26 protein-coding genes and 1 pseudogene are annotated in these 23,062 nt (G+C 71.2%); 16 read left to right on the top strand and 11 right to left on the bottom strand.

Features of this window, described 5'->3' with window-relative positions; all coding sequences use genetic code 11:
- Window positions 1-73: 73 nt before the first annotated feature.
- Genes ACWD04_RS09000 through ACWD04_RS09010 form a run of 3 tightly spaced genes read right to left on the bottom strand, consistent with a single transcriptional unit; the run spans window position 74 to window position 2,312 of the window.
- On the bottom strand, window positions 74-934 hold the full coding sequence (locus ACWD04_RS09000) for a 5-oxoprolinase subunit C family protein (RefSeq protein ID WP_451129659.1): 861 nt from the start codon (window positions 932-934) through the stop codon (window positions 74-76).
- Window positions 931-1,566, bottom strand: coding sequence for a 5-oxoprolinase subunit B family protein (locus ACWD04_RS09005; RefSeq protein WP_451129661.1), 636 nt, complete (start codon window positions 1,564-1,566; stop codon window positions 931-933). Before ACWD04_RS09005 ends, ACWD04_RS09000 begins: the two co-directional genes overlap by 4 nt.
- Window positions 1,563-2,312, bottom strand: coding sequence for a LamB/YcsF family protein (locus ACWD04_RS09010; RefSeq protein ID WP_451129999.1), 750 nt, complete (start codon window positions 2,310-2,312; stop codon window positions 1,563-1,565). Before ACWD04_RS09010 ends, ACWD04_RS09005 begins: the two co-directional genes overlap by 4 nt.
- A 240-nt stretch (window positions 2,313-2,552) precedes the next feature.
- On the opposite strand from ACWD04_RS09010, the gene ACWD04_RS09015 reads away from it, so the two are divergent.
- The 6 genes from ACWD04_RS09015 to ACWD04_RS09040 all read left to right on the top strand — a co-directional run bounded on the left by ACWD04_RS09015 (window position 2,553) and on the right by ACWD04_RS09040 (window position 8,437).
- Window positions 2,553-3,278, top strand: coding sequence for a GntR family transcriptional regulator (locus ACWD04_RS09015; RefSeq protein ID WP_451129663.1), 726 nt, complete (start codon window positions 2,553-2,555; stop codon window positions 3,276-3,278).
- Between the two features lie 241 nt (window positions 3,279-3,519).
- Window positions 3,520-4,251: a DUF969 domain-containing protein gene (locus tag ACWD04_RS09020; protein ID WP_451129665.1), complete on the top strand. Its 732-nt coding sequence runs from the start codon at window positions 3,520-3,522 to the stop codon at window positions 4,249-4,251.
- Window positions 4,248-5,216, top strand: a complete 969-nt coding sequence (locus tag ACWD04_RS09025; RefSeq protein WP_451129667.1) for a DUF979 domain-containing protein — start codon at window positions 4,248-4,250, stop codon at window positions 5,214-5,216. Before ACWD04_RS09020 ends, ACWD04_RS09025 begins: the two co-directional genes overlap by 4 nt.
- A gap of 92 nt (window positions 5,217-5,308) precedes the next feature.
- Window positions 5,309-6,349, top strand: a complete 1,041-nt coding sequence (locus tag ACWD04_RS09030; RefSeq protein WP_451129669.1) for a DUF2891 domain-containing protein — start codon at window positions 5,309-5,311, stop codon at window positions 6,347-6,349.
- An 86-nt stretch (window positions 6,350-6,435) separates the two neighbouring features.
- Window positions 6,436-7,113 carry an HD domain-containing protein gene (locus ACWD04_RS09035; RefSeq protein ID WP_451129671.1) on the top strand — a complete coding sequence of 226 codons (678 nt, stop codon included), beginning with the start codon at window positions 6,436-6,438 and terminating at the stop codon, window positions 7,111-7,113.
- 88 nt (window positions 7,114-7,201) lie between these two features.
- The gene (locus ACWD04_RS09040; RefSeq protein WP_451130001.1) at window positions 7,202-8,437 is read left to right on the top strand and encodes a Cmx/CmrA family chloramphenicol efflux MFS transporter; all 1,236 of its coding nucleotides are present in this window, start codon (window positions 7,202-7,204) and stop codon (window positions 8,435-8,437) included.
- Here the strand turns inward: ACWD04_RS09040 and ACWD04_RS09045 are convergent.
- Both ACWD04_RS09045 and ACWD04_RS09050 read right to left on the bottom strand, forming a co-directional pair.
- Entirely contained in the window at window positions 8,388-8,660 is a 273-nt protein-coding gene (locus ACWD04_RS09045; protein ID WP_451129673.1) for a DUF4031 domain-containing protein, read from the bottom strand. The two genes, ACWD04_RS09040 and ACWD04_RS09045, sit on opposite strands and share 50 nt — an antisense overlap.
- Window positions 8,657-9,025 (bottom strand): hypothetical protein, encoded by a 369-nt coding sequence (locus tag ACWD04_RS09050; RefSeq protein WP_451129675.1) that lies wholly within the window; start codon window positions 9,023-9,025, stop codon window positions 8,657-8,659. Before ACWD04_RS09050 ends, ACWD04_RS09045 begins: the two co-directional genes overlap by 4 nt.
- Before the next feature lie 110 nt (window positions 9,026-9,135).
- Here ACWD04_RS09050 and ACWD04_RS09055 point away from each other — a divergent pair, with 110 nt between their 5' ends.
- The 3 genes from ACWD04_RS09055 to ACWD04_RS09065 are packed head-to-tail and all read left to right on the top strand — an operon-like array spanning window position 9,136 to window position 12,623.
- A complete protein-coding gene (locus ACWD04_RS09055) occupies window positions 9,136-10,056 on the top strand; it encodes a MurR/RpiR family transcriptional regulator (RefSeq protein WP_451129677.1) in 921 nt (306 codons plus the stop codon).
- Between the two features lie 52 nt (window positions 10,057-10,108).
- Complete coding sequence (gene murQ, locus ACWD04_RS09060) at window positions 10,109-11,077, top strand: N-acetylmuramic acid 6-phosphate etherase (RefSeq protein WP_451129679.1); 969 nt, start codon at window positions 10,109-10,111, stop codon at window positions 11,075-11,077.
- 34 nt (window positions 11,078-11,111) lie between these two features.
- A complete protein-coding gene (locus tag ACWD04_RS09065) occupies window positions 11,112-12,623 on the top strand; it encodes a PTS transporter subunit EIIC (RefSeq protein ID WP_451129681.1) in 1,512 nt (503 codons plus the stop codon).
- Window positions 12,624-12,706: 83 nt separating this feature from the next.
- Here ACWD04_RS09065 and ACWD04_RS09070 read toward each other — a convergent pair whose 3' ends face one another.
- Window positions 12,707-13,486, bottom strand: a complete 780-nt coding sequence (locus ACWD04_RS09070) for a TetR/AcrR family transcriptional regulator (RefSeq protein WP_451129683.1) — start codon at window positions 13,484-13,486, stop codon at window positions 12,707-12,709.
- Window positions 13,487-13,619: 133 nt separating this feature from the next.
- On the opposite strand from ACWD04_RS09070, the gene ACWD04_RS09075 reads away from it, so the two are divergent.
- The 3 genes from ACWD04_RS09075 (at window position 13,620) to ACWD04_RS09085 (ending at window position 15,935) form a co-directional block, all read left to right on the top strand.
- Window positions 13,620-15,077 (top strand): serine hydrolase domain-containing protein, encoded by a 1,458-nt coding sequence (locus ACWD04_RS09075; RefSeq protein ID WP_451129685.1) that lies wholly within the window; start codon window positions 13,620-13,622, stop codon window positions 15,075-15,077.
- A gap of 147 nt (window positions 15,078-15,224) precedes the next feature.
- Window positions 15,225-15,395, top strand: a complete 171-nt coding sequence (locus ACWD04_RS09080) for a hypothetical protein (protein ID WP_031093367.1) — start codon at window positions 15,225-15,227, stop codon at window positions 15,393-15,395.
- 189 nt (window positions 15,396-15,584) lie between these two features.
- A complete protein-coding gene (locus tag ACWD04_RS09085) occupies window positions 15,585-15,935 on the top strand; it encodes a PRC-barrel domain-containing protein (protein ID WP_451129688.1) in 351 nt (116 codons plus the stop codon).
- A gap of 144 nt (window positions 15,936-16,079) precedes the next feature.
- Here ACWD04_RS09085 and ACWD04_RS09090 read toward each other — a convergent pair whose 3' ends face one another.
- The 3 genes from ACWD04_RS09090 to ACWD04_RS09100 all read right to left on the bottom strand — a co-directional run bounded on the left by ACWD04_RS09090 (window position 16,080) and on the right by ACWD04_RS09100 (window position 17,486).
- Window positions 16,080-16,685 (bottom strand): Uma2 family endonuclease, encoded by a 606-nt coding sequence (locus tag ACWD04_RS09090; RefSeq protein WP_451129690.1) that lies wholly within the window; start codon window positions 16,683-16,685, stop codon window positions 16,080-16,082.
- A 320-nt stretch (window positions 16,686-17,005) separates the two neighbouring features.
- On the bottom strand, window positions 17,006-17,242 hold the full coding sequence (locus ACWD04_RS09095; protein ID WP_451129692.1) for a hypothetical protein: 237 nt from the start codon (window positions 17,240-17,242) through the stop codon (window positions 17,006-17,008).
- Window positions 17,232-17,486 carry a hypothetical protein gene (locus ACWD04_RS09100; protein WP_451129694.1) on the bottom strand — a complete coding sequence of 85 codons (255 nt, stop codon included), beginning with the start codon at window positions 17,484-17,486 and terminating at the stop codon, window positions 17,232-17,234. Before ACWD04_RS09100 ends, ACWD04_RS09095 begins: the two co-directional genes overlap by 11 nt.
- 103 nt (window positions 17,487-17,589) lie before the next feature.
- On the opposite strand from ACWD04_RS09100, the pseudogene ACWD04_RS09105 reads away from it, so the two are divergent.
- The 3 genes and pseudogenes from ACWD04_RS09105 to ACWD04_RS09115 all read left to right on the top strand — a co-directional run.
- Window positions 17,590-17,773 (top strand): annotated as a pseudogene (locus tag ACWD04_RS09105) (helix-turn-helix domain-containing protein); the annotation flags it as partial.
- Between the two features lie 247 nt (window positions 17,774-18,020).
- Window positions 18,021-19,685: a sensor histidine kinase gene (locus ACWD04_RS09110; protein WP_451130003.1), complete on the top strand. Its 1,665-nt coding sequence runs from the start codon at window positions 18,021-18,023 to the stop codon at window positions 19,683-19,685.
- Between the two features lie 93 nt (window positions 19,686-19,778).
- A complete protein-coding gene (locus tag ACWD04_RS09115) occupies window positions 19,779-20,432 on the top strand; it encodes a response regulator transcription factor (RefSeq protein ID WP_451129696.1) in 654 nt (217 codons plus the stop codon).
- Between the two features lie 12 nt (window positions 20,433-20,444).
- Here the strand turns inward: ACWD04_RS09115 and ACWD04_RS09120 are convergent, their stop codons facing one another.
- Window positions 20,445-21,398, bottom strand: a complete 954-nt coding sequence (locus tag ACWD04_RS09120) for an NAD(P)-dependent alcohol dehydrogenase (RefSeq protein ID WP_451129698.1) — start codon at window positions 21,396-21,398, stop codon at window positions 20,445-20,447.
- A 59-nt stretch (window positions 21,399-21,457) separates the two neighbouring features.
- Between ACWD04_RS09120 and ACWD04_RS09125 the strand changes: the two genes are divergently transcribed.
- Window positions 21,458-22,105, top strand: a complete 648-nt coding sequence (locus ACWD04_RS09125; RefSeq protein WP_451129700.1) for a TetR/AcrR family transcriptional regulator — start codon at window positions 21,458-21,460, stop codon at window positions 22,103-22,105.
- A gap of 22 nt (window positions 22,106-22,127) precedes the next feature.
- On the opposite strand, the gene ACWD04_RS09130 is transcribed toward ACWD04_RS09125, so the two are convergent.
- Entirely contained in the window at window positions 22,128-22,703 is a 576-nt protein-coding gene (locus ACWD04_RS09130; RefSeq protein ID WP_451129702.1) for a hypothetical protein, read from the bottom strand.
- Between the last annotated feature and the right edge of the window lie 359 nt (window positions 22,704-23,062).

Consider the following 23,062-nt stretch of genomic DNA (forward strand, 5'->3'; position numbering starts at 1 on the left):
CGCTTCGGTAACGTCAAGGGGAGGGCGCGGACAGGGGGCTCGATCACCCTCACCCCCCGCACCAGGGCCCCTGTCACGCCCGTACGAACCGCACCGGCGTTCCCGGGGCCGCCTGCGCCGCCCCCGCCAGCGCGGTCTCCGCGACCACACCCACGACCGGGTAACCCCCCGTCGTCGGATGGTCGTTGAGGAACACCACGGGAAGCCCGTCCGGCGGCACCTGGACCGCTCCCAGCACCATGCCCTCGCTGGGCAGTTCGCCATCCCTGGCGCGTGTCAGGGAGGGGCCCTCCATGCGCAGCCCGATGCGGTTGCTCCGCTCGGAGACCCGGTACGCCGCGGTGGTGAGCGTGCGCAGAGCCGCCTCCGTGAACCAGTCCTCGCGCGGCCCCGGGTGCAGGGGCAGCACCAGCTCGGCGGGGGCACCCGGCCAGGGCACGGTGTCGGCGCGCGGGGCGCCGCCCGGCTGCCCCAGCGGCAGGAGGTCGCCGTCGCGCAGGACCGGCGGGCCGAGCCCCGAGAGCAGGTCGGCGGATCTGCTGCCGAGTACCGGCTCGGGCACCAGGCCGCCCGCGAACGCCAGATAGCCGCGCAGCCCGTGCACGGCGGGCCCGGCCTCCAGCACCGAGCCCCCGGGTACACGAACGGGCGCGCCCCACGCGACAGGGCGGCCGTCCACCGTGACCGGGCACCCCGCCCCGCCGACGACGGCGAGCACCGGCCGGGTGCCGGTCACCCGGACCGCGCACCCGGTGAGCGTGGTCTCCAGCACCGCCGCGTCCGGCGCGTTGCCGACGAGCCGGTTGGCCAGCCGCCGGGCGGGCCCGTCCAGCGCCCCGGCGCGGGGCACGCCGAGATGGGCCCAGCCCACACGCCCCTCGTCCTGCACCGTGGTCAGGGCGCCCGCCCGGACGACTTCGAGCCCCGGGCTCATGCGCGCACCCCCGCCGGCACGAAACGCACGCGGGCCCCGGGACCGAGCAGCGCGGCGGGTTCGCGTGCCGGGTCCCAGAGGGCGCCGGGCTCCGGCGTCCGGCCGATGAGCTGCCAGCCGCCGGGCGACGGGCGCGGGTAGACCCCGGTGTACGGGCCGGCCAGGGCCAGCGCCCCGGCAGGCACCCGGGTCCGGGGCGTGGCCCGGCGTGGCACGCGCAGGTGTCCGGGCAGGCCCGTGAGGTATCCGAAGCCAGGCGCGAAGCCGCAGAAAGCCACCCGGAATTCCGTATCGGCGTGGATGCGGGGCACCTCGTCGACGGCGACGCCCCAGGCCTCGGCCACATCGGCGAGGTCGGGGCCGTCGTAGACGACGGGTATCTCGACGGCCTCCCCCGCACCCCTGCGCAGCGGCGGCACGCTCCACGACCGCAGCCGCCCCGCGAGCGTGCGGTCCTCCACCCCGTCCAGCAGGACCGTCCGCGCGCCGGGGACGATCTCGCGTACGGCGGGGAGCTCCCCGGCGGCCCGGCGGCGGAGCAGCTCCGCGTGGAAGGCCTCCGCCTCGTCGCCGGAGGCCAGTTCCACGAGGAGGGCGCGCGGTCCGGCCTCCAGCACCCGGATGCCGCTCACGCGAACGCCCGCACGCTGACGCCCGCTTCCTCAAGCGCCGTCCGGACCCGCAGGGCGAGGGCCGCGGCCCCAGGGGTGTCCCCGTGGACGCACAGCGACCGGGCCGCGACCGCTATCCGGCTGCCGTCCACCCCGGTCACGGCGCCGTCGACGGCCATGCCGACACTGCGGCGTACGACCGCGTCGGCGTCGTGCACCACGGCGCCCGCCTCGCCCCGTGGCACGAGCGTGCCCTGCGGGGTGTACGCGCGATCGGCGAAGGCCTCCTCGACGGCGGTCAGACCCGCCGCCTCCGCGTGCGCGAGCAGCCGGGAACCGGGCAGCCCGAGGACGGCCGGGCGGCCACCGGCGAGCAGCACGCCCGCGACGACGGCAGCGGCCTGCGCCTCGTCCCGGACGACGCGGTTGTAGAGGGCGCCGTGCGGTTTCACGTACGAGACCGTGGAGCCGGCCGCCTCCGCGAAGACCCGCAGGGCGCCGATCTGGTACGCGATCTCGGCGGTCAGCTCGGCGGCCGGCACGTCCATGGCGCGCCGCCCGAACCCGGCGAGGTCCCGGTAGGAGACCTGCGCCCCGATGCGTACGCCCCGCTCCGCCGCCGTGTCGCAGACCCGACGCATCACGGAGGCGTCGCCCGCGTGGAAGCCGCAGGCCACATTGGCGCTGGTGACACAGGTCAGCAGGGCCTCGTCCTCGGTGAGGGTCCAGCGTCCGAACCCTTCACCCAGGTCCGCGTTGAGGTCCATCGGCCGCGCGGGGCGCGTCACACTCGTCAGATCCGTCACGGGCGCACGCTAGCGATTGTTCAACAATCTGACAAGAGTCCGCCCGCCGCCTGAGACACTCGTACGGTTCACTGAACACCGCGCAGCTGACGGAACACCAGGCAGGCCCTGTTCGCGAGGAGCAGGCACGGGAGACGCGGCAGGCACGACCGCACGACAGGCACGACAGGCACGACAGGCGAGACAGGCAGGGGACGGGGCATGGCGGGGACGACGAACCGCGGAAGGGCCGGCGGCACACCGGACCTCCCGGAACTGGCGACGCACAGCGCCTCCCTGGAGCGGTCCGGTACGGCCGAGCGGGTCGCCGCCATCCTGCGGGACCGGATCACCGAGGGCTACTTCCCGCCGGGCAGCCGCCTGTCCGAGGAGAGCATCAGCGGCGCCCTGGCCGTGTCCCGCAACACGCTGCGCGAGGCGTTCCGCCTGCTGTCGCACGAACGCCTTCTGGAGCACCGCCTCAACCGGGGCGTCTTCGTCCGCGTCCTGGCCGTGGACGACCTGGTCGACATCTACCGGGTGCGGCTCCTGGTCGAGTGCGCGGCCCTACGGACCCTGGGCGAGCCCCCGTTCGACCTGACGGCGGTGGAGGCCGCGGTGTCGACGGGCGAGCAGGCCGCACTCCATGACGACTGGCCGGCCTGCTCCACCGCCAACATCCGCTTCCACCAGGCGCTGGCCGGCCTGGCGAACAGCCCCCGCACCGACGAACTGATGTGCAACGTCCTCGCCGAACTGCGGCTCGCCTTCCACGTGATGGCCGACCCCCGTCGCTTCCACGAGCCCTACCTCACCCGCAACCGTGAGATCACGGACAGACTGGCCAAGGGCGACGCGGCCGGCGCCGAGCGGATGCTCGCCTTCTACCTGGAGGATTCCCGGCGCCAGCTGGCGGAGGCGTACGCGCAACGACTCATGGAGCGATAGCCCCGGATCGTCCCCTGATCCACACTCCGCTGCTGCACTCCCGGAGTGCCCCCATTCCGTCCCGGACACGGGCGTATTCAGACAAGCCACCCGCCACCCTGGCCTCCCGCACCGCCGATTCCGATCGATGTAACTCGCACCCTTGTGGGATTGTTGAACAAGACCTTAAGGTCTCGCGTTAATACCCCCGTCTGAGCAGGCTCGTGCACCGCCACGTCCCTGCGCGGAAGAAGGCCGACGCGTGATCGTTCTCCTCGGCGTGCTCGTGGTGATCCTCGGATTCGCCACCCGCCGCAATCCTCTGCTCGTGGTGGGTGCCGCCGGCATCGTCACGGGGCTGCTCGGCAAGCTCTCGCCGCAGGAGGTGCTGGCCACGTTCGGCAGCAGCTTCGCCTCTTCCCGCTCGGTGACCGTCTTCGTCATCACTCTGCCCGTCATCGGGCTCCTGGAGCGCTACGGCCTGCAGGAGCAGGCCCGTACCCTCATCGGCAAGCTGGGCAAGCTGACCACCGGCCGTTTCCTTACGCTCTACCTGCTGATACGGCAGCTCACCGCCTCGGTCGGCCTCACCAGCATCGGTGGCCCCGCGCAGAGTGTGCGGCCCCTGATCGCCCCGATGGCCGAGGCGGCCGCCGAGGCCAAGGCCGGCCGTCCGCTGCCGCAGAAGCTGCGCGAGAAGGTCCGCTCGCACGCGTCCGGCGCCGACACCATCGGAGTGTTCTTCGGCGAGGACTGCTTCATCGCCATCGGGTCGATCCTGCTGATCACCGGCTTCGTGAACTCCACGTACGGCCAGCACCTCGAGCCCCTGCACCTGGCCCTGTGGGCGATCCCCTCAGCGATCTGCGCCTTCCTGATCCACGGGGCCCGCCTGCTCAACCTGGACCGGCAGCTGGAGCGCGAACTCGCCGTCGCCGCAGCCGAGAACGACCTGACGGCACACGCCGGGCTCCGGACGGAGGACGCCAAGTGATCAAGTCCGAGCACTTCTTCTGGCTGGTCGGCGCGGTGTTCCTCGTCATGGCCGTGCAGATGGCCATGGACCGCACCAACCCCAAGCGCTTCGGCTCCGCCGGCTTCTGGGGTCTGCTGGGCGCCGCGTTCTTCTACTCCACCGGAGTCGTCGACGAGTCCCTCCCCGCCGAACCCCTGGGCGTCGCCGTCCTGATCCTGATCGTCCTGGGCGGCTGCGGTCTCACCGGCAAGGGCGAGTCACACACTCCGTCCCGCGAGAAGCGCGCGGCCTCGGCCGCCCGTCTCGGCAACAAGCTGTTCCTCCCGGCCCTCACCATCCCCGTCGTCGCGATGGTCTGCGCGACGCTGGTGAAGAACTGGGAGATCGGTGGCGAACCGGTCCTGGAGCCGGGGTACGAGACCATTCTCGGCCTGGGCGTCGGCGCTGTCGCCGCGTTGGCCGTGGGCATGGTGCTCCTGCGCGAGCGGAAGGTCTCCGTACCGCTGCACTCCGGCCGCAACATGCTCGAATCGATGGGCTGGGCGCTGATCCTGCCTCAGCTGCTCTCCGTCCTCGGCTCGATCTTCCAGACCGCCGGCGTCGGGGAGCAGGTCAGGAGGATCAGCGAGGCGGTGCTGCCGGACGGTCAGAAGTTCGTGGCCGTGGCCGTCTACTGCTGCGGCATGGCGCTGTTCACCATCGTCATGGGCAATGCCTTCGCCGCGTTCCCGGTCATGACCGCCGCGATCGGCTGGCCCGTCCTCATCGAGCAGATGAACGGCAACGCGCCCGCGGTCCTCGCGATCGGCATGCTGTGCGGTTTCTGCGGCACGCTCGTCACGCCGATGGCCGCCAACTTCAACCTCGTCCCGGCGGCGCTCCTCGAACTCAAGGACCAGTACGGCCCGATCAAGGCCCAGCTCCCCACGGCAGCGGCCCTGCTGGTCTGCAACGTCGCCCTCATGGCCCTCTTCGCCTTCTGACCCGAACCTCCCCTCACCCCCTGCCCGAAATCACCCCTGGCCCGAGCCGCCCCCTGACCCGAGCCGCTCGCCGACCCCTCTGGAGTCCCCGGATGTCCCCCGCGCTCCCTGCCGCGTACGCCGTCCCCTTCGCGGAACTGGCCCTCGCCAACGTCGTACGCGAATACCCCAACGCGCCCGCCCACCTCTACACCGGGCCCGAGGAACTCGTCGCGCCCCGTACGCTGCACCCCGCGTTCTACGGGGGCTACGACTGGCACTCCACGGTGCACATGCACTGGCTGCTCGTCCGCCTCACGCGCCGCTTCTCCACCACCGGTGATCTTCCGGCCACCCTCATCACCCGTATCCGCGAGGTGCTCGACACCCACCTGACCCCCGAGAACATCGCCGTCGAGGCGTCCTACCTGCGCGGCCGGCCGCACTTCGAGCGTCCCTACGGCTGGGCCTGGCTGATCGCGCTCGCCGCGGAGTGCCGGGCCCTCGCCACGGCCGACGGCGACCGCTGGGCCGACTCCCTGGCCCCCGGCGTGGCAGCGGTCGGTGACCTGCTCGGCGCCTGGCTGCCCAAGGCCACGTACCCGGTCCGGCACGGCGTCCACAACAACAGCGCGTTCGGCCTGGGCCTGATCCTCGACGCGGGCGGGACAGCCGGGCTGCCCGCACCGGTCCTCGACGCGGCGACGGACCGGCTGCGGGTCTGGTTCACCGACGACCACGACGCCCCCGCCCACTGGGAACCCTCCGGCCAGGACTTCCTCTCCCCCGCCCTGGCCGAGGCGGACGCGATGCGGCGTGTGCTGCCGGTGGAGGAGTTCCGTACCTGGATCGCCGCGTTCCTGCCGGCTCTGGTCTCCGCCACGCCCGACTCCACGCTGCTCGACCCGCCGGTGGTCTCCGATCACGCCGATCCCCAGATCGGCCACCTCCTCGGTCTCACCCTGAGCCGGGCGGCCGCCCTCCGTTCGATCGCCGGCGCACTCCCGGACGGCCCGGCCCGTACCGCGCTCCTGGCGTCGGCCGAGGCCCATCTCGCCTTCGGTCTGCCGACGGTGTCCTCCGGGGACTTCTCCTCGGACCACTGGCTGGCGACGTACGCGGCACTGGCCCTGGACACGGCGCCCGGTCACTGAGCGGCGGGTCCCTCACCCGGCCCGCCGACCGGGGGCGGGACCGGGTGACGGCCGTGCGGGCGGGGCGTACGTCCTACCCTCGGGGTATGAGCGACAGCGGCACCTCCGCAAGCCCAAACGCCACCGGCGGCGCACTCCGTGGCCGCTGGCGCGAGACCCTGCTCGCCGCACGCGGCGGGACGGGCCACGGGCCCGATCCTGACCCGTACGCCGATGCCCTCCTCGCGCGCTGGGCCGAACCTCAGCGGCGGTACCACACCACCGCCCACCTGGCCCAGGCCCTGGACCGCGTCGACACCCTGGCCGGCCACGCCTCCGACCCGGACCTGGTGCGCCTCGCCGTCTGGTTCCACGACGCGGTCTACCGCCCCGACCGCTCCGAGAACGAGGAACGCAGCGCGGCGCTCGCCGAACGTGCCCTGCCCGAGGCCGGTGTCCCCGACGCGGCGGCGGCCGAGGTCGCCCGGCTGGTCCGGCTCACCGTCACGCACGACCCTGCGGACGGCGACACCAACGGTGAGGTGCTGTGCGACGCGGACCTCGCGATCCTGGCGGCGGCCCCCAAGGAGTACGCCGCGTACGCGGCTCAGGTACGGGAGGAGTACGGCTTCGTCCCGGACGACGCGTTCCGCGAGGGGCGGGCCGCCGTCCTGCGGCAGCTGCTGGAGCTGCCCAGGCTGTTCCGTACGCCCCATGGCGCGGCGGAGTGGGAGCCGAGGGCGCGGCAGAACCTCACCACCGAGCTGGAGCTGCTCACCCGCTGAGCCGCTCACCCCTCGAGACGGGGGAATGACAGGGACGACAGCACTGTTGGCAACTGTCATGCCCGATTCCGCTTCCAGCCGTCCCCGTATGCCGATGGCCGTCTACATTCTCGGCCTCGCGGTCTTCGCCCTCGGTACCAGTGAGTTCATGCTGTCGGGGCTGCTGCCGCCCATAGCTGACGACATGGACGTGTCGCTCCCGCAGGCAGGCCTCCTCATATCCGCTTTCGCGATCGGCATGGTGGTCGGCGCCCCCCTGCTGGCCGTCGCCACCCTGCGGCTGCCTCGCCGTACGACCCTCGTCGCGCTCATCACCGTCTTCGGGCTGGGCCAGGTCGCGGGCGCGCTGGCACCGACGTACGAGGTGCTGTTCGCCTCCCGGGTGGTGAGTGCGCTGGCGTGCGCCGGCTTCTGGGCGGTCGGCGCCGCGGTCGCCATCGCGATGGTGCCGGTGAACGCGCGGGCCAGGGCGATGGCCGTGATGATCGGCGGCCTGTCGATCGCCAACGTCCTGGGCGTGCCGCTGGGCGCCTTCCTCGGCGAGAGCTTCGGATGGCGTTCGGCGTTCTGGGCGGTGGGCGCGGCGTCCGCCGTGGCACTGGTCGGCGTCGTCACACGCATCCCGCGCATTCCGCTGCCGGATGAGAAGCCGCAGCTCAAGCGGGAGGTCGCGATCTACCGGGACCGTCAGGTGTGGCTGTCGATCGTGATCACGGCGCTCGCGGCGGGCGGCGTGTTCTGCGCGTTCAGCTATCTCGCGCCGCTGCTGACGGATGTGGCCGGACTGGATCAGGGCTGGGTGCCGTGGGTGCTCGGGCTGTTCGGCGTCGGCGCGGTGATCGGTACGACGATCGGCGGCCGGGTCGCGGACGCGCACCTCTTCGGTGTGCTGCTGAGCGGCATCAGCGCCTCGACGGTCTTCCTGGTGGCCCTGGCCCTGTTCGCGTCGAACCAGGCAGCGGTGGTCGTCCTGGCGTTCCTGCTGGGGCTGTCCGCGTTCTACACGGCACCGGCGCTCAACGCCCGTATGTTCAACGTCGCGGGGGTGGCCCCGACACTGGCGGGGGCGACGACCACGGCCGCTTTCAACCTGGGCAACACCAGCGGCCCGTGGCTGGGCGGCGCGGTGATCGACGCGGGCTTCGGCTTCCGGGCCACGGCCTGGGCGGGCGCCGCGATGCTGGTACTCGGTCTGGTGGCCGTGACGGTCTCGATGCGGCTGCGCGGCGACGGTACGCCGTCCCGCCGGATCGCGGCGAGCACACCGGCGCCCGTCAGCGAGGAGCGGGCCGCCCCTTCGGGCGCCGCAATCCCGCGTCGGTGAGCCGGCGCACGATCTCCTTCGACCCGACCTCCCGCGCCCCGGCACGCACCGCATCCGCGTAACGCGCCTCGGGGATGTCGTAGTGGTCGCGTTCGAAGGCGCGGGGCGGGCAGCCGATCGTGGCGGCGAAGGCGTGCAGCTCGGCGAACGACTCGTCGCTGACCAGGTGCGACCACATGCGGCCGTGCCCCGGCCAGGTCGGCGGGTCGATGTAGACGGTCACCGGCCGAGCACCTCGGCGAGCGAACCCACCCGTGCGACGGACACCGTCGCCTTCGTGCAGACCCAGTGCGGATCGAGGCCGAGCTCCGGCTCGACCTCCAGGGCGTGCGGCCCTTCCTCCGTGCACACCGGGCACAGCGGCCAGCGTCCGTGCCGCTCCAGGAGAGCGTCCTGGACGTCCTGGGCCACGAGCCCCAGGACGAAGGCCACGCCCTCGGGCCACTGCTCGACCCACCATCGCCGGTGGGCGACCGCGTCCTCGACCATCGAGACGATTCCGGCCTCTGCGACGTCGCCCGCCACGAGGTCGGCCATCACCAGCGCACGCGCGGTGTGCAGCTCCTGTTCCAGGCTGTTCAACTCCATGGGCCCATTGTCCCCTGCTGCCGACACGCCCGAGCTCGCCCTCCAGAGGCAGGGACCACGGGATCAAAGGGGGGGTTGACGGGATCAACCCGTGAAAATATCTTTCAGACGTGACCAATGACGTGAAGGAAAGTTTCAACCCGGACTCGCCGCCCGCCCCCGCAGCCCTCGCAGCCAAGGTGCGGACCCTCGCTCCGTCCATGACCCGTTCCATGCAGCGGGTCGCCGAAGCGGTCGCGGGGGACCCCGCCGGGTGCGCCGCCCTCACCGTCACCGGTCTCGCCGAGCTCACCGGTACCAGCGAGGCGACCGTCGTCCGCACCGCCCGCCTCCTGGGCTACCCGGGCTACCGGGACCTGCGCCTCGCGCTCGCCGGCCTCGCCGCTCATCAGCAGTCCGGCCGGGCGCCCGCCGTCACCGCCGACATCGCGGTCGACGACCCCATCGCGGACGTGGTCGCAAAGCTCGCCCACGACGAGCAGCAGACCCTCGCCGACACGGCCGCCGGTCTCGACACCGTGCAGCTCGGGGCCGCCGTGGCCGCCGCCGCGACCGCGCGCCGCATCGATGTCTACGGCGTCGGCGCGTCCTCCCTGGTCGGCCAGGACCTGGCACAGAAGCTGCTGCGCATCGGCCTGATAGCCCACGCCCACATGGACCCGCACCTCGCCGTGACCAACGCGGTGCAGCTCCGCTCCGGCGACGTGGCCATCGCGATCACCCACTCAGGCTCCACGGGTGACGTCATCGAGCCGCTCCGGGTCGCCTTCGACCGCGGAGCGACGACGATCGCGATCACCGGCCGCCCGGACGGACCGGTCTCGCAGTACGCCGACCACGTGCTGACGACGTCGACCGCCCGGGAGAGCGAGCTGCGGCCCGCCGCCATGTCGAGCCGCACGAGCCAGCTCCTCGTCGTCGACTGCCTCTTCATAGGGGTCGCCCAGCGGACGTACGAGACGGCCGCACCCGCGCTGTCCGCCTCGTACGAGGCGCTCGCCCACCGTCACACCCCGCGCAACCGCCGCTGACCCCGGCCGCACCCGCACCGAGCACCGTACGAGAACGAGAAAGCAGAGCCCCGTGACCCCCACCACCGACGCAAACGCCGACGCAAACGCCCAGGGCGGATACGGCGACCTGCGCGCCCAGCTCGCCACCCTCACCACGGAGGCGTTCCGGCCGGAGCTCGCCGAGATCGACCGGCTGCCGACGCAGGAGATAGCCCGCATCATGAACGGCGATGACGCCACCGTCCCCGCCGCCGTGGCCGAGAAGCTGCCTCGGATCGCGGCCGCGATCGATGCCACCGCCGAGCGCATGGCACGCGGCGGACGGCTGATCTACGCGGGCGCCGGCACCGCCGGCCGTCTCGGTGTGCTGGACGCCAGCGAGTGCCCGCCCACCTTCAACACCGACCCGTCCGAGGTCATCGGACTGATCGCGGGCGGCCCCTCCGCCATGGTCAAGGCCGTCGAAGGGGCCGAGGACAGCAAGGAGCTGGCCGCCGCCGACCTCGACGGCCTGAGCCTCACCGCCGACGACACGGTGGTCGGGATCTCGGCCTCCGGCCGCACCCCGTACGCCATCGGGGCCGTCGAACACGCCCGTACCAAGGGCGCGCTCACCATCGGCCTCTCCTGCAACGCCGACTCCGCGCTCGCCGCTGCGGCCGAGCACGGCCTGGAAATCGTCGTCGGCCCCGAGCTGCTCACCGGCTCCACCCGTCTCAAGGCGGGCACGGCGCAGAAGCTCGTCCTGAACATGCTCTCGACGATCACGATGATCCGGCTCGGCAAGACGTACGGGAACCTCATGGTCGACGTACGCGCGTCGAACGAGAAGCTCCGCGCCCGCTCCCGCCGGATCGTCTCCCTCGCCACCGGCGCCTCCGACCAGGAGATCGAGGCGGCGCTCACCGCTACCGACGGCGAGGTGAAGAACGCCGTCCTCACCATCCTCGGCGGGGTCGACGGCCCCACCGCCGCCACGCTCCTGGCCGATTCCCGAGGCCACCTCCGCACCGCCCTCACGGCTGTCCGCACCACCTGACGCACCACTCCCCGCACAGCAAGGCAGCACGCACATGGCTACTGAAGACAAGAACCGCGCCACTGCCGCCGCGATCCTGCCGCTTGTCGGTGGCGCCGCGAACGTCAGCTCGATCGCCCATTGCATGACCCGGCTCCGGCTGGGCCTGCACGACCGCACCCTCGTCGACGACGAGGCCCTCAAGGCGGTCCCCGCCGTGATGGGCGTGGTCGAGGACGACACCTACCAGATCGTCCTCGGCCCCGGCACCGTCGCCCGGGTCACCCCCGAGTTCGAGCAGCTGGTCGAGGAGGGCCGGGCGTCCGAGACCCCCGGACCCGTCCCCACGGCCGAGAAGCTGGCCGACAAGGGCGCGGCCATCAAGGCACAGCAGAAGACGAGGAACTCCACCCCCATCAAGCTGTTCCTGCGCAGGATCGCGAACATCTTCGTCCCGCTGATCCCCGCCCTGATCGGCTGCGGCGTCATCGCAGGCCTCAACGGCCTGCTGGTGAACCTCGGCTGGCTGACCTCGGTCACCCCCGCCCTGGCGGCGATGGCCTCCGGCTTCATGGCTCTGATCGCGGTCTTCGTCGGCTACAACACGGCGAAGGAGTTCGGCGGTACGCCGATCCTCGGCGGCGCCGTCGCGGCGATCATCGTCTTCCCCGGCGTCGCGAACATCGACGCCTTCGGCCAGCCCCTCTCCCCCGGCCAGGGCGGCGTCCTCGGCGCCCTCGGTGCGGCGGTCCTCGCGGTGTACGTCGAGAAGTGGTGCCGTCGCTGGGTGCCCGAGGCGCTGGACGTCCTGGTCACCCCGACGCTCACGGTCCTGATCTCCGGCCTCGTCACGATCTTCGGCCTGATGTACGTGGCCGGTGAGGTCTCCTCCGCCGTCGGCACGTTCGCCGACTGGCTGCTCTCCACGGGCGGCGCGGGCGCCGGCTTCCTGCTCGGCGGCTTCTTCCTGCCCCTGGTGATGCTCGGCCTGCACCAGGCACTGATCCCGATCCACACGACGCTGATCGAGCAGCAGGGCTTCACGGTCCTGCTCCCGATCCTCGCGATGGCCGGAGCCGGCCAGGTCGGCGCGGCCGCCGCGGTCTACCTCCGCCTTCCCCGGAACGAGTCGATCCGCAGGACCATCAGGTCCGCCATGCCCGCCGGCCTGCTGGGCGTCGGCGAACCCCTGATCTACGGCGTCTCGCTCCCTCTGGGCCGCCCGTTCATCACGGCCTGTGTGGGCGGCGCCTTCGGCGGCGGCTTCGTGGGCCTGTTCAACCAGCTCGGCGACTCGGTCGGCTCGACCGCCATCGGCCCTTCCGGCTGGGCCCTGTTCCCCCTCCTGGACGGCAACCACGGCCTCGGCTCGACGATCGCGATCTACGCGGGCGGTCTCGTCGTCGGCTACGTGGCGGGCTTCGTCGCCACGTACTTCTTCGGCTTCAGCAAGGCGCTGATGACGGAGTTCAACGTCTCCCAGGAACCGGCCCACTCCACGGTCGCGGCCACCGGCCCCGCCGCCGCGTCGGGCGGCAGCCCGGCGAAGGAGCCCGCGGGCGTCTGACCGGAAACCCTCCGGCGACGGTATCCAGGCACGCATCATGCGGGGGTATCGTCGTCGGCGTTTCCGCTCAGGCGGGGAGTCGCTCAGGCCTGAAGTCGCTCAGGCCTGGAGTCGCTCGGGCCTTGGAGTCGCGCCTCCAGGCCGTCGAGGACGCGGTCGAGTCCGTACGCGAAGTCGGCATCGCGGATCTGCTGCGGGTGCACGTCCCGCCGGCTCGCGTTCCCCTCCCGCAGCCGCAGGTGTTCCCGGTGTTCCCTCGACGCCTCGTCGAAGGCCTCGTCGAAGGTGGGACGCAGGCTCTCCACCCACTCCTGCTCGGTCTTGCCGTGGCGGGCGATCAGCGAGAGGTAAGCGGCCTCGGAGGTCGCGATCCCGATGACGTAGGCCGTGAGCGTCCCCATCGCCTGGTCCTTCTCGTGCGCGGGGAAACCCGCCGCCTCGAACTGCGCGAGCAGCCCCGCCGCCAACCGCATGGCGTTGGGGCCGACGTGGACGAGACCGACCTGGCCGATCTCGGAGGCGATCCAGGGGTGGCGCAGGGTCATGTCCCGCAGTTCGGTGGCGGTGCCGGTGACGCCGGCGCGCCACCGGGTGCGGTCGGAGGCGGGCGGCACCTCCAGCTCGCCGTAGACATCGTCCACGACCAGTTCGATCAGCTCGTCCTTGTTGGCCACGTGCCGGTAGAGAGATGTGGCCGCGGCGTTCAGACGGGTGCCGAGCTTGCGCATGCTGAGCGCCTCGATGCCCTCCGCGTCCAGCAGCTCGATGGCTGCCGCCACGATCTGTTCACGGGTCAGCTGCTCCCGCTGCCGGGGGCGCGGACGGGTCCACACCGATGCGTTCGGCTTCTTGTCAGCTGGCATAGGCCCCTCGTCCCTGCTCGTCCCGCTTCCTCACCCCACCCTAGCGGACACTGTACGCATCTTGCGTACAGTGTTATTTTCTGCGTACGGTGTTCGCATCAAGTAACGTTGTACGCATCGAGTGGGGGCCGACATGCCGAAGAACGTCGTGACGTGGGACGAGCAGGGCAGCTGGGACGCCGAGGGCGCCTGGGGGGCACGGAACTCTGCGGGCCGCAAGCTGGACCTCGCCTACTGGCAGGCCCGCCTCGACACCTTGCGCGCCGAGCACCACGTCCCCGCCGCGTCACTGGCGATCCTCGTCGACGGAACCGTCCACGAGCTGGCCTCTGGCGTCCTGCACCGCGGCACGGGCGTGGAGGCCACGACCGACTCGGTCTTCCAGATGGGCTCGATCGCCAAGATCTACACAGCCACTCTGATCATGCGACTCGCCGAGTCAGGGCAACTCGACCTGGACGCACCGGTAGTGGACGTACTGCCGGAGTTCTCCGTCGCCGACCCCCACGCGACGAGGACGATCACCACGCGTCGGCTGCTCAGTCACACCAGCGGCCTCACCTGCGACTTCACTCACGACAGCGGGCGTGGCGACGACTGCCTCGCCAAGTACGTCGAGGCCGCGCGGAACGTGACGCTCGACTGCCCGCCCGGCACGGCGCTCTCCTACAGCAGCGTCGGCTACAACGTCCTCGGCCGGATCATCGAGGTCGTGACCGGCAAGGTCTGGGACGAGGCCCTGAAGGACCTGCTCCTCACACCGCTCGGCGTCACGCACACCATGACGCTGCCCGAGGAGGCGCTGCGGTTCCGCGCGGCGATGGGACATCTGGGCGAGGCGGGTCAGGATCCTGACCCGGCACCCTCCTGGGACCTGATGCCACGCTCGGCAGGACCGTACGGCAGGGTCATCGCCACGGCCGGGGACGTCGTGCGGCTCGCGGGGATGCACCTCAGCGGCGGCCTAGCGCCGGACGGCACGCGCGTGCTGTCCGAGGAGACCGTCGCCCTGATGCAGCAGCGCGTGGCCGACTCACCCGACAAGTGGACGGTCAGCGCGGACGGCTGGGGGCTGGGCTGGACCCTGTACGACTGGGACGGCGTCCAGGGCTACGGCCACGACGGCGCGTCCATCGGGCAGTACGGCTACCTGCGCGCGGTGCCCTCGGCGGGTGTCGCGGTCGCCCTGCTCACCAACGGCGGCGGCGCGCGCGAGCTGTACGCGGCGCTCTACCGGGAACTGCTCGCCGAGCTGGCCGGGGTGACGATGCCTGACCCTTTCGCCCCTCCGGCCGAGCCGCCCTCGGTCGACCTCGCGCCGCTCATCGGCACGTACCGGCGCGAAGGTGTGGTCATCACCGTCACCGAGCGGGACGGTGCGGGGCACGTGGTGTACGAGTTCGTCGACGGCATGAAGGACTTCTCCGAACCCCTGGAGATCGATCTGACACCGGTGACCGGGACGGTCTTCGCCGGCACGGGGGTGGGCGCGGCGTTCAGCGAGGACTACATGCCCGTGGTCTTCTCCACGCTGGAGGACGGCACGGGCTGCGTCTACATCGGCATGCGGTGCGGGCCCAAGGTCGCGTGACCCGGCGGGGCCACGCGAACAAGGGAGCGCGAACGGGGCGCCGGCCCGGCCGTGAGTGGTCACGAGAAGGTCGCGAGATTTTCCCCGGGAACACGTGTGTGTAGGAAAAGGATTGCCGGGCACCAGATGCCTCGGAGGTTGATAAAAATGGTTCCCCTGCTTCTCGTTCTTCTGCTCGCCCTGATCCTTTTCGGTGCCGGTTTCGCACTCAAGGCACTGTGGTGGATCGCGGTGATCGTACTTGTGGTCTGGCTCATCGGATTCTTCGTGCGTCCGGCGGCCGGCGGCGGCAAGCGCGGCCGATGGTACCGCTGGTAGACGGCTCCGACCAGTAAGAACGCGGGTGGCTCAGGACTTTCGGGTCCTGAGCCACCCGCGTTTATCGCTGTGTTCACCGAATTCACCATGTGTGGACCGGAAAAGCGCGGGAAGCCGACAAGTGAGCGGCACTTCTCCCCTCACAAGGGATTCGCCGCGCCGAATGAACCGTCGAGGAAGGAGCCAAATATGAGCAACAACCTGTGGGGCTACCAGCCTACGAGCGGCCACACCGCGGGCGCCGACCTGACCGGATTCTCGGTCGAGGCGACGGACGGAAGCATCGGCAAGGTCGACAAGCACTCCGACGAGGTGGGCTCGGCCTACATCGTCGTCGACACCGGCGTCTGGATCTTCGGCAAGAGCGTCCTGCTTCCGGCAGGGACGGTCAAGGGGATCGACACGGAGCACAAGACGGTCTTCGTCGACCTGACCAAGGACCAGATCAAGGACTCCCCGGAGTTCGACAAGCACAAGCATGCGGGTGACCCGGGTTATCACGCCCAGGTCGGCACCTACTACGACAGCTACCGCATATAGAACCTGACGCACCATGCGCAGAGGCGGGGCCGGCTTCCTGTTGGAGCCGGCCCCGCTGTCAGGTACGCCCAGGCCGCGGTCCGTGCCCGGCATGGCCGTCTTCGGCCGATTCTCTGACACATCCGGGGGAAGGCTGCGCTCCCCTCAGACGGGAAAGTCGGCTGTGGGCAGGGTGACGTCGAAAGGTTCGGGCAGCCGAAGCGGCTTCCCGAAGGGCACGGGGTCGGAGCGCTTGTACGTTCCGTCCTCGTTCGGCTCCGTGAACAACGTGGCCATCGCCCCGCGTGTGCCGAACCGGTCGATCAGCAGATACATCGCGACCCCTGCCCGCGCGTAGGCGCGGTACTTCTTCGTCCTGTCCTCCCGGGCGTTCCCCTTGGAGGTGATCTCGACGATCAGCAGTGCTTCCGACGCGTCCATAGGATCACTGATCTCCGGATCGGCGGCGGTGACGAGCTCTCTCGGCAGCACGACGAGGTCCGGAACGTAGAGCTTGTCGAGAGGCGCAACGTGCACACCGAGCGTCTGATAGATCCCCAGTTCATCGGGGAGGCCCCGGTACAGCAGACGCTGCACCGTTTCGGCGATGCTGTTGTGGTGCGCATGAGGCGGCGGTACCAAGACGATCTGCCCTTCGTCGATCTCGGCGCGCCACCCCTCGGGCACGTCCAGTTCCTGCCAGGTGCGCAGCAGGTAGTCCCACGGGCGGCCTTCAGAGCCCTGATCGCTTTCGACCATCGCGGCGGTCATCGCAGGTCCCTCCTCCTGTGGCCGTACGTGGGAGCGTAGATCGACTTCCTCGCGGCACACCGCCGCTCCCACCAGCGTCCCACGATCGTGTGACGCTCGCAGTGACCTCTCCGCAGGTGTCCCCGAGCGCGTCGTGGAGCAGGCAGAGGGAGACCGCCGTCCCTCCCACATCCCACTCCCCGGACGCTTGTCTTCCTGCTGCTCGCCGGCGCCCTGGCCCTGCCGCCGGCGCACACCGTCCTCGCGGTACTCCACCGGCGGCCGGCACGGCGGTCACCCGGACGTGACCGCGGAGCGACCTCAGGGCAGGTGCCTCCCGCTCATGACGGCAGCCGCCCCTCCCAGTTGATCTCTTTCACCCGCGCACGCAGCACCAGCCCCGGCGGGGCCGGCCGGACGGCTTCCGGCGGGCAGTCCCATTCCGCGCCGCCGCCCGGCGGGCGCAGCTGTACGTACGGCCCGACCCGGCCCATCACCCGGCCCACCCGGCCGTCCCGGCCGTCCACCGCGAACGTGCCGGGCTCCGGCTTGCACGGCTCCAGTCCTTCAACTGTCATGAGCGGCCTTCGCTTCGAGCTGTGCGCTCAGCCGCAGCGCCGTCTCGATCGAGCACCGGCCGAGGTCGACGAGGGGCGACGGCTCGTCGCCCGCAGACGACACCGGGTCGATCCGCAGCGACGGCAGCTTCACGCCGACCCCCGCGAGCCCGGCCCGCAGCCGCGCCACCGCGTCCTCCGCAGCCCGCACTCTGCCCGCTGCCTCTTTGCGCCGTTCCGTAGCCGTCATCATGATCTTCCCCATTTCCACGCTGAGTAGTGGGTATGCCTACACAGCGTGGCCAATTCGTCGCTACCGTGGAAGACACGCAGTTCCAACACCCGCACGTGTTCCACGGGGAGTCGCCTTGCCCGGACCCAAGAAGCTCGACCCCTCCGCCTCGCCCCGGGCCCTCCTGGGCGCCGAACTACGCCACCGGCAGGAGGCGGCAGGCCTCTCGCAGGAGGACCTCGGGACCCCTTCTGTTCGTCAGCGGCTCCTTCATCGGACAGTTGGAGGCCGGTACGCGACGCATGCAGGCGGACCGAGCCGGACCGGCGCCTGGGCGGCCTTCCTCGACGACCTCAAGCACGCGTAACCCCCGCGCAGGCAACGACTTTCGTCGTCCGCCGTCGCGACGAACGGTGACAGCGGTGTCCTGCCGGGGTTCTCTACCGTGGGCGCGTGACTCGTGTGGATTCCATGGCCCCCGCAACTCCCGCCCCGCAGCCCTCGGCGGTGAGGGCGCGTCCGGCGTCCTGGTCGGCCGTACCGGGGCGCGCTCTCTTCGCGCCCGGGATGTGGCCGACCGGGCGCATCGTGGGCGAATCGCTCCTGAGCCTGGCCCTCGCGCTGCTGGCGACGGGCGCCGGGCTCACGGACGACAAGAGCGTCGTGCAGGCCGTCGGTATCGGCCTGGCAGCCGGGCTGCTGTCGCTCCTGCGGCGTGGGCTGCCCGCCTCCGTGCTGCTGGCCACCGGGGCCGGCTCCGCGCCGTTCATCGGTTTCGCGCCGCTGCTCCTCGTCGTCGCCTGGTCCGCCGGGCGACGGATCGACGGCCTCGGCAGGGCGTGCGCGGTCTTCGGACTCACCTACGCTCTCACCCTGGGCCTGAGCCTCCTGTCGGAGCCGCACACGTCGTTGTCGCTCCTGGCATTCGCCGGGGTGTTGCTTCTGGTCCCGATCCTCGTACCGGGTCTCGCGGGACGTTACTGGTCGCAGCGCCGGACGCTGACCGACACCCTCCACGAGTACAACGCCCAGCTCCTGCGCGAGCGGTTGATGATCGTCGGACAAGCGAGGATGCTGGAGCGTCAGCGCATCGCGCAGGACATGCACGACAGCCTCGGCCATCAGCTCGCGCTGATCGCGGTGCACACCGGCGCGCTGGAGGTGGACCGTGAGCTGACCGGGCAGCAGCGCGAGGCCGTCGGTGTGCTGCGGGAGGCGTCGGTGGCCGCGATGCACGAACTGCGCGACGTGGTCGGCGTGCTGAGGGAGGGCGCGGACGCCGCCCGCGCCGGGGGGACGTCCCAGGGGGCGAGCGGCGAGGACCCCGGGGCTCCGGCACGTGGGGTCGCCGGCATGGACAGCCTCGCGGAGACGTCCCGGAAAGCAGGCACGCCCGTGGAGATCCGGCGCTCGGGCGAGGTGCGCCCGCTCGCGCCGACCGCCGACCATGCGGCGTACCGCGTCGTCCAGGAGGGCCTGACCAACGCCCACAAACACGCTCCGAGTGCATCGATCACCATCGGCCTGCGGTACGAGCCGGACTCGCTCGTCGTGGAGGTCGCCAACGGCCCGGTCGCGGCACCGGTGAACAGCGGTGTGGCGAGCGGAGGCCAGGGGCTGACCGGCCTCGAGGAGCGGGCCCGGCTCGTCGGCGGCATGGTGCACGCGGGTCCCACGCCGGACGGTGGGTTCCGGCTGGCCGGCGTCCTGCCGTACACGTCGCCCGGTGACGCGAGGACGACGTTCGTCGCTCCGCCGGACGACTTTCGGGCGCAGAATTCGGCGGACTCCGCAGGTGAGAGTGATCCGGTCATCGACTGGAACGGTCTCCCTAAGGAGTTGGCCAAGGCAGTGAACAGGACCAAGAGGGGCAACGGCATAGCCATCGGGTGCGGAGTGGTGGCTCTGGTCGCCGTCGTGCTCGTGATCGTGGTGGTCATCGCAGGGGTCTTCCTCGTACGGGAGGCGGACAAGACGATGATCGACCCCGCGCAGTACGACGCGGTGACGATCGGGCAGTCCGAGAAGTCCGTCCGCGAGCTGTTGCCGCAGGGCGACTCGTTCCTGAACACCGGCCCGGGGGACGGCGCCCCGCCGGTACCCGACGGCGCGAAGTGCCTCACCCTCCTCTCCTCCGACCTCGGCAGCAGTTGGGATGCGGAGCCGGTCTTCCGGTTCTGCTTCAAGGACGGCAAGCTGATCGAGAAGAAGTCCTTCGAGACGGCGCTCTGAGCCAACGCGCCTCCGCGGCACGGCAGTCCGGGCGATCGGGCATGATGGCCGGATGCCCGCAGAGATGACCGCTCAGCACCGCTCAGGAGAGTCGTGATCAGGGTTCTTGTGACGGATGACGAGCCGCTCATCCGGGCGGGCATCAGGATGATCCTGTCCTCGGCCGACGACATCGACGTCGTCGCCGAGGCGGCGGACGGCCGTGAGGCGGTCGAACTCGCCCGCGCCCAGCGGATCGACGTCGCCCTGCTCGACATCCAGATGCCGGTCATGGACGGGCTGACGGCCCTGGCGGAGCTGCGCCGGACCGCTCCCCAGGTGCGGGTGCTGATACTGACGACGTTCGGGGAACGGCACAACGTGCTGCGCGCCCTGGCCGAGGGCAGCGCCGGCTTCCTGCTGAAGGACTCGGCGCCCGCGGAGCTCATGCGTGCCGTGCGGGCGGCGGCGGCCGGAGAGGCGTACCTGTCGCCGGGTGCGACCCGGCATGTCGTGGACTCGCTGGCCTCCGGCGGGACCACGCGGCGCGCGGAGGACGCCCGTCGTCGGCTGGAGAAGCTGACCGCCCGCGAACGGGACGTCCTGGCGCTCCTGGGCGAGGGCCTGTCCAACGCGGACGCCGGTCAGCGGATCCACATGAGCGAGGCCACGGTCAAGACGTACGTGAGCCGCATCCTCGCCAAGCTGGAGTGCGATAACAGGGTGCAGGCCGCCCTGCTGGCACGGGACGCCGGCCTGGGTGTGTGACGCGGGGGCGTCTCAGACCACCTGGATCACGTGCTTCCCGCGTACGCCTCCCGCCTCCAGCGCCCGGTGCGCCACGGCGATGCCGGAGAGCGGGTGGACGGTGTCCACCACGGGGCGTATCGCGCCGCTCTCCACATAGCGGGCCAGCTGGGCGAGAAGGTCATGCTTGGGGTTGCCGCTGAAGAAGCGGACCCGGCGGGAGCCGTGGACCGTGGAAGCGAGCAGATAGGAGAGGCTCGCGGCCGGGTGGTCGATGTCGAAGGCGATGGAGACCATACGTCCTCCGGGGGCCAGCAGCCGCCGGAAGGACCGGTGTTCGGTGCCGACCGTGTCCAGGACGACGTCGAAGGAACCCAGGTCGCCCGGGCCCGTCGTCGTATAGCTGTAGGCCTCGTCCGCCCCCAGCTCCCGGACGAAGTCGAGGTTCTTCCCGCCGGCCAGCGCGGTCACCTGCGCGCCCAGCGCCTTGCCGAGCTGTACGGCGATGCTGCCGATCCCGCCCGCACCGCCCCGCACCAGCAGCCGCTCCCCCGCCTTCAGCCGCGCCGTGGTCTCCAGCGCGGTGATGGCGGTCGTCCCGGCCGGCAGGGACGCGGCCTCGACGAGCCCGATGTTCTCGGGGGCGTACGAGAGCTGGCGCGGCCGGACCGCGACGTACTCGGCGGCACTGCCGAACCTCCGCCCCAGGAGCCCCCACACCCGGTCACCCTCGTGCAGCCCCTTCACCGAACCGTCGACCCGGGCGATCTCGCCCGCGAAGTCCATCCCTGTACGCAGGGGGAAGCGGCGGCCCGTCACGAGCCGGACGCGTCCGGCTCGTCCGTACAGCTCACCGCCGTTGACACTCGCCGCGTGAACGCGGACAAGCACCTCGCCCCGCTGGAGCTCCGGCACGGGAACCCTGCCCTCGTACAGCACCTCGGGAGGGCCGTAACGGTCGTAGAGCGCTGCGCGCATATCGTCCATACGTCCCACGCTAACCGGGTAAGTGGACGGCACCCTCCATTTGGAACGAAGTGAGAAACATGCCTGCTCAGTCCTATCGGAAACCCCCCCAGGCCCTCCGCGCCGACGCCCGGGAGAATCGCGAGCGCATCCTCACCGCGGCCCGCGAGGCGTACGCCCTCCACGGAATCGACGTGCCCATCGCGGCGATCGCCCGCCGGGCGAAGGTCGGGGTCGCCACGCTCTACCGGCGGTTCCCCACCCGTGCCTCACTCGTGACGGAGGCGTTCGCGGAGGAGCTCAGCCACTGCGTCTCCGTGCTGGACGAAGGGCTGACCGACCCGGACCCCTGGCGCGGCTTCTGCACCGTGATCGAGAAGGTCTGCCAGATGCAGGCGGTGGACCGAGGATTCACGCAGGCGTTCCTCACGGCGTTCCCCGACCAGACGGACTTCGCGCTGGAACGCACCCGTGCCGAGGAACGCCTTGCGCTGCTGGTCCGACGGGCCAAGGACGCGGGCGGGTTGCGCCAGGACTTCGACATGAGCGACATCACCCTGCTGCTGCTCGCCAACTGCGGCGTGATGGTCGGCTCGGGCGGGGAGGCGGCTGCCGCGTCCCGGCGCCTGGCCGCCTATCTGCTCCAGGCCTTCCGAGCCGAGCCGGCTGCCGCGCTGCCGCCGCCCGCCCGGCTGGACCTCCGGCGAATCCACGAGGCCGGAGAATGAGCCGGGCGAGCTGCCGCACGGGTTACGGACGCTGGGCCTTCCAGTCGGCCACGTCCTGCGCGCGGTTGGAGTAGGCGTTGGTGCAGACGTCGTACTTGCCGCCGCCGGGGCCTTGGCCGTTGGTCTCCAGGAAGCCGCCGTTGTCGGCGTAGAGGTTCCACAGGTGGATGACGTCGCCGGGGCGGATGCTCCCGTCGGCGGGCGTGGACCGGCGTGCGGTGATGCGCCAGCGGCCTGTGCCGGAGCCGGGCGAGCGGTCCCGGTCCTTGGACGTGGAGACGTTGTACTTGGCGCCCGCGTTGCGCTGGTCCGCGGAGGCGTGGCCGTTGGTGTCGAGGTACCCGCCGTCACCGCCGTAGAGGTTGCGCAGCTGGATGACGTCACCGCTGACGATCGGGGCACCGGTGGCCTTGCCGGTCGGCGAGAGGATCTCCCAGGTGCCGGTCCCCTCCCCGCGGGTGGGGGACTCGGCGGTCGAGACGGCGTACTTGCCGCCGGAGTCACTGCTGTGGCCGTTGGTGTCCAGGTAGCCGCCCGCCCAGCTGTTGTAGCCGTTCTGCAGGTGGATCTTGTCGCCGTACTTCAGCTCGTTCGCCATGGTCGCTCCCGCTCGGATCGGTCGACGGCATGCGAGTGCCCCTGCCTCTGGACGTGCTGGTCAGGGCGCCGTCACCGGCCATCGTGGCGATGTCGTGCCGCGCCACGCCCGACCGCACGGCGGACACCATCCGATCGGGGACACGCCCCCCACGAGTTGACCCCGGGGCTCGAGCCGCGGGCTCCGGGCGCTCCTTCCAGGGAATGGTATGGCGGGTCTCATCCCACCCACCCCCTCTCCCACCTGCCTGATCGACCGCTTGTGGCCGACTCACCACGGAACGCGGTGACGCTCCAGCGTGCCGCACACCGGACAATCCCCGTCGGTGCGGGAACACCTGCGCACACTGCCGGGGCGAG

The sequence above is a fragment of the Streptomyces sp. NPDC002911 genome (assembly GCF_053591835.1).

Bases quoted from the DNA above. Each gene is read 5' to 3' on its own strand.
- ACWD04_RS09100 (WP_451129694.1), bottom strand. From the start codon at position 17,486: ATGGGGAAGATCATGATGACGGCTACGGAACGGCGCAAAGAGGCAGCG.
- ACWD04_RS09095 (WP_451129692.1), bottom strand. From the start codon at position 17,242: ATGACAGTTGAAGGACTGGAGCCGTGCAAGCCGGAGCCCGGCACGTTC.
- ACWD04_RS09050 (WP_451129675.1), bottom strand. From the start codon at position 9,025: ATGGAGTTGAACAGCCTGGAACAGGAGCTGCACACCGCGCGTGCGCTG.
- ACWD04_RS09125 (WP_451129700.1), top strand. From the start codon at position 21,458: ATGCCTGCTCAGTCCTATCGGAAACCCCCCCAGGCCCTCCGCGCCGAC.
- ACWD04_RS09080 (WP_031093367.1), top strand. From the start codon at position 15,225: ATGGTTCCCCTGCTTCTCGTTCTTCTGCTCGCCCTGATCCTTTTCGGT.
- ACWD04_RS09035 (WP_451129671.1), top strand. From the start codon at position 6,436: ATGAGCGACAGCGGCACCTCCGCAAGCCCAAACGCCACCGGCGGCGCA.
- ACWD04_RS09075 (WP_451129685.1), top strand. From the start codon at position 13,620: ATGCCGAAGAACGTCGTGACGTGGGACGAGCAGGGCAGCTGGGACGCC.
- ACWD04_RS09070 (WP_451129683.1), bottom strand. From the start codon at position 13,486: ATGCCAGCTGACAAGAAGCCGAACGCATCGGTGTGGACCCGTCCGCGC.
- ACWD04_RS09085 (WP_451129688.1), top strand. From the start codon at position 15,585: ATGAGCAACAACCTGTGGGGCTACCAGCCTACGAGCGGCCACACCGCG.
- ACWD04_RS09065 (WP_451129681.1), top strand. From the start codon at position 11,112: ATGGCTACTGAAGACAAGAACCGCGCCACTGCCGCCGCGATCCTGCCG.
- ACWD04_RS09015 (WP_451129663.1), top strand. From the start codon at position 2,553: ATGGCGGGGACGACGAACCGCGGAAGGGCCGGCGGCACACCGGACCTC.
- ACWD04_RS09030 (WP_451129669.1), top strand. From the start codon at position 5,309: ATGTCCCCCGCGCTCCCTGCCGCGTACGCCGTCCCCTTCGCGGAACTG.
- ACWD04_RS09130 (WP_451129702.1), bottom strand. From the start codon at position 22,703: ATGGCGAACGAGCTGAAGTACGGCGACAAGATCCACCTGCAGAACGGC.
- ACWD04_RS09120 (WP_451129698.1), bottom strand. From the start codon at position 21,398: ATGGACGATATGCGCGCAGCGCTCTACGACCGTTACGGCCCTCCCGAG.
- ACWD04_RS09110 (WP_451130003.1), top strand. From the start codon at position 18,021: ATGTGGCCGACCGGGCGCATCGTGGGCGAATCGCTCCTGAGCCTGGCC.
- ACWD04_RS09090 (WP_451129690.1), bottom strand. From the start codon at position 16,685: ATGACCGCCGCGATGGTCGAAAGCGATCAGGGCTCTGAAGGCCGCCCG.
- ACWD04_RS09040 (WP_451130001.1), top strand. From the start codon at position 7,202: ATGCCGATGGCCGTCTACATTCTCGGCCTCGCGGTCTTCGCCCTCGGT.
- ACWD04_RS09010 (WP_451129999.1), bottom strand. From the start codon at position 2,312: ATGGACCTCAACGCGGACCTGGGTGAAGGGTTCGGACGCTGGACCCTC.
- ACWD04_RS09000 (WP_451129659.1), bottom strand. From the start codon at position 934: ATGAGCCCGGGGCTCGAAGTCGTCCGGGCGGGCGCCCTGACCACGGTG.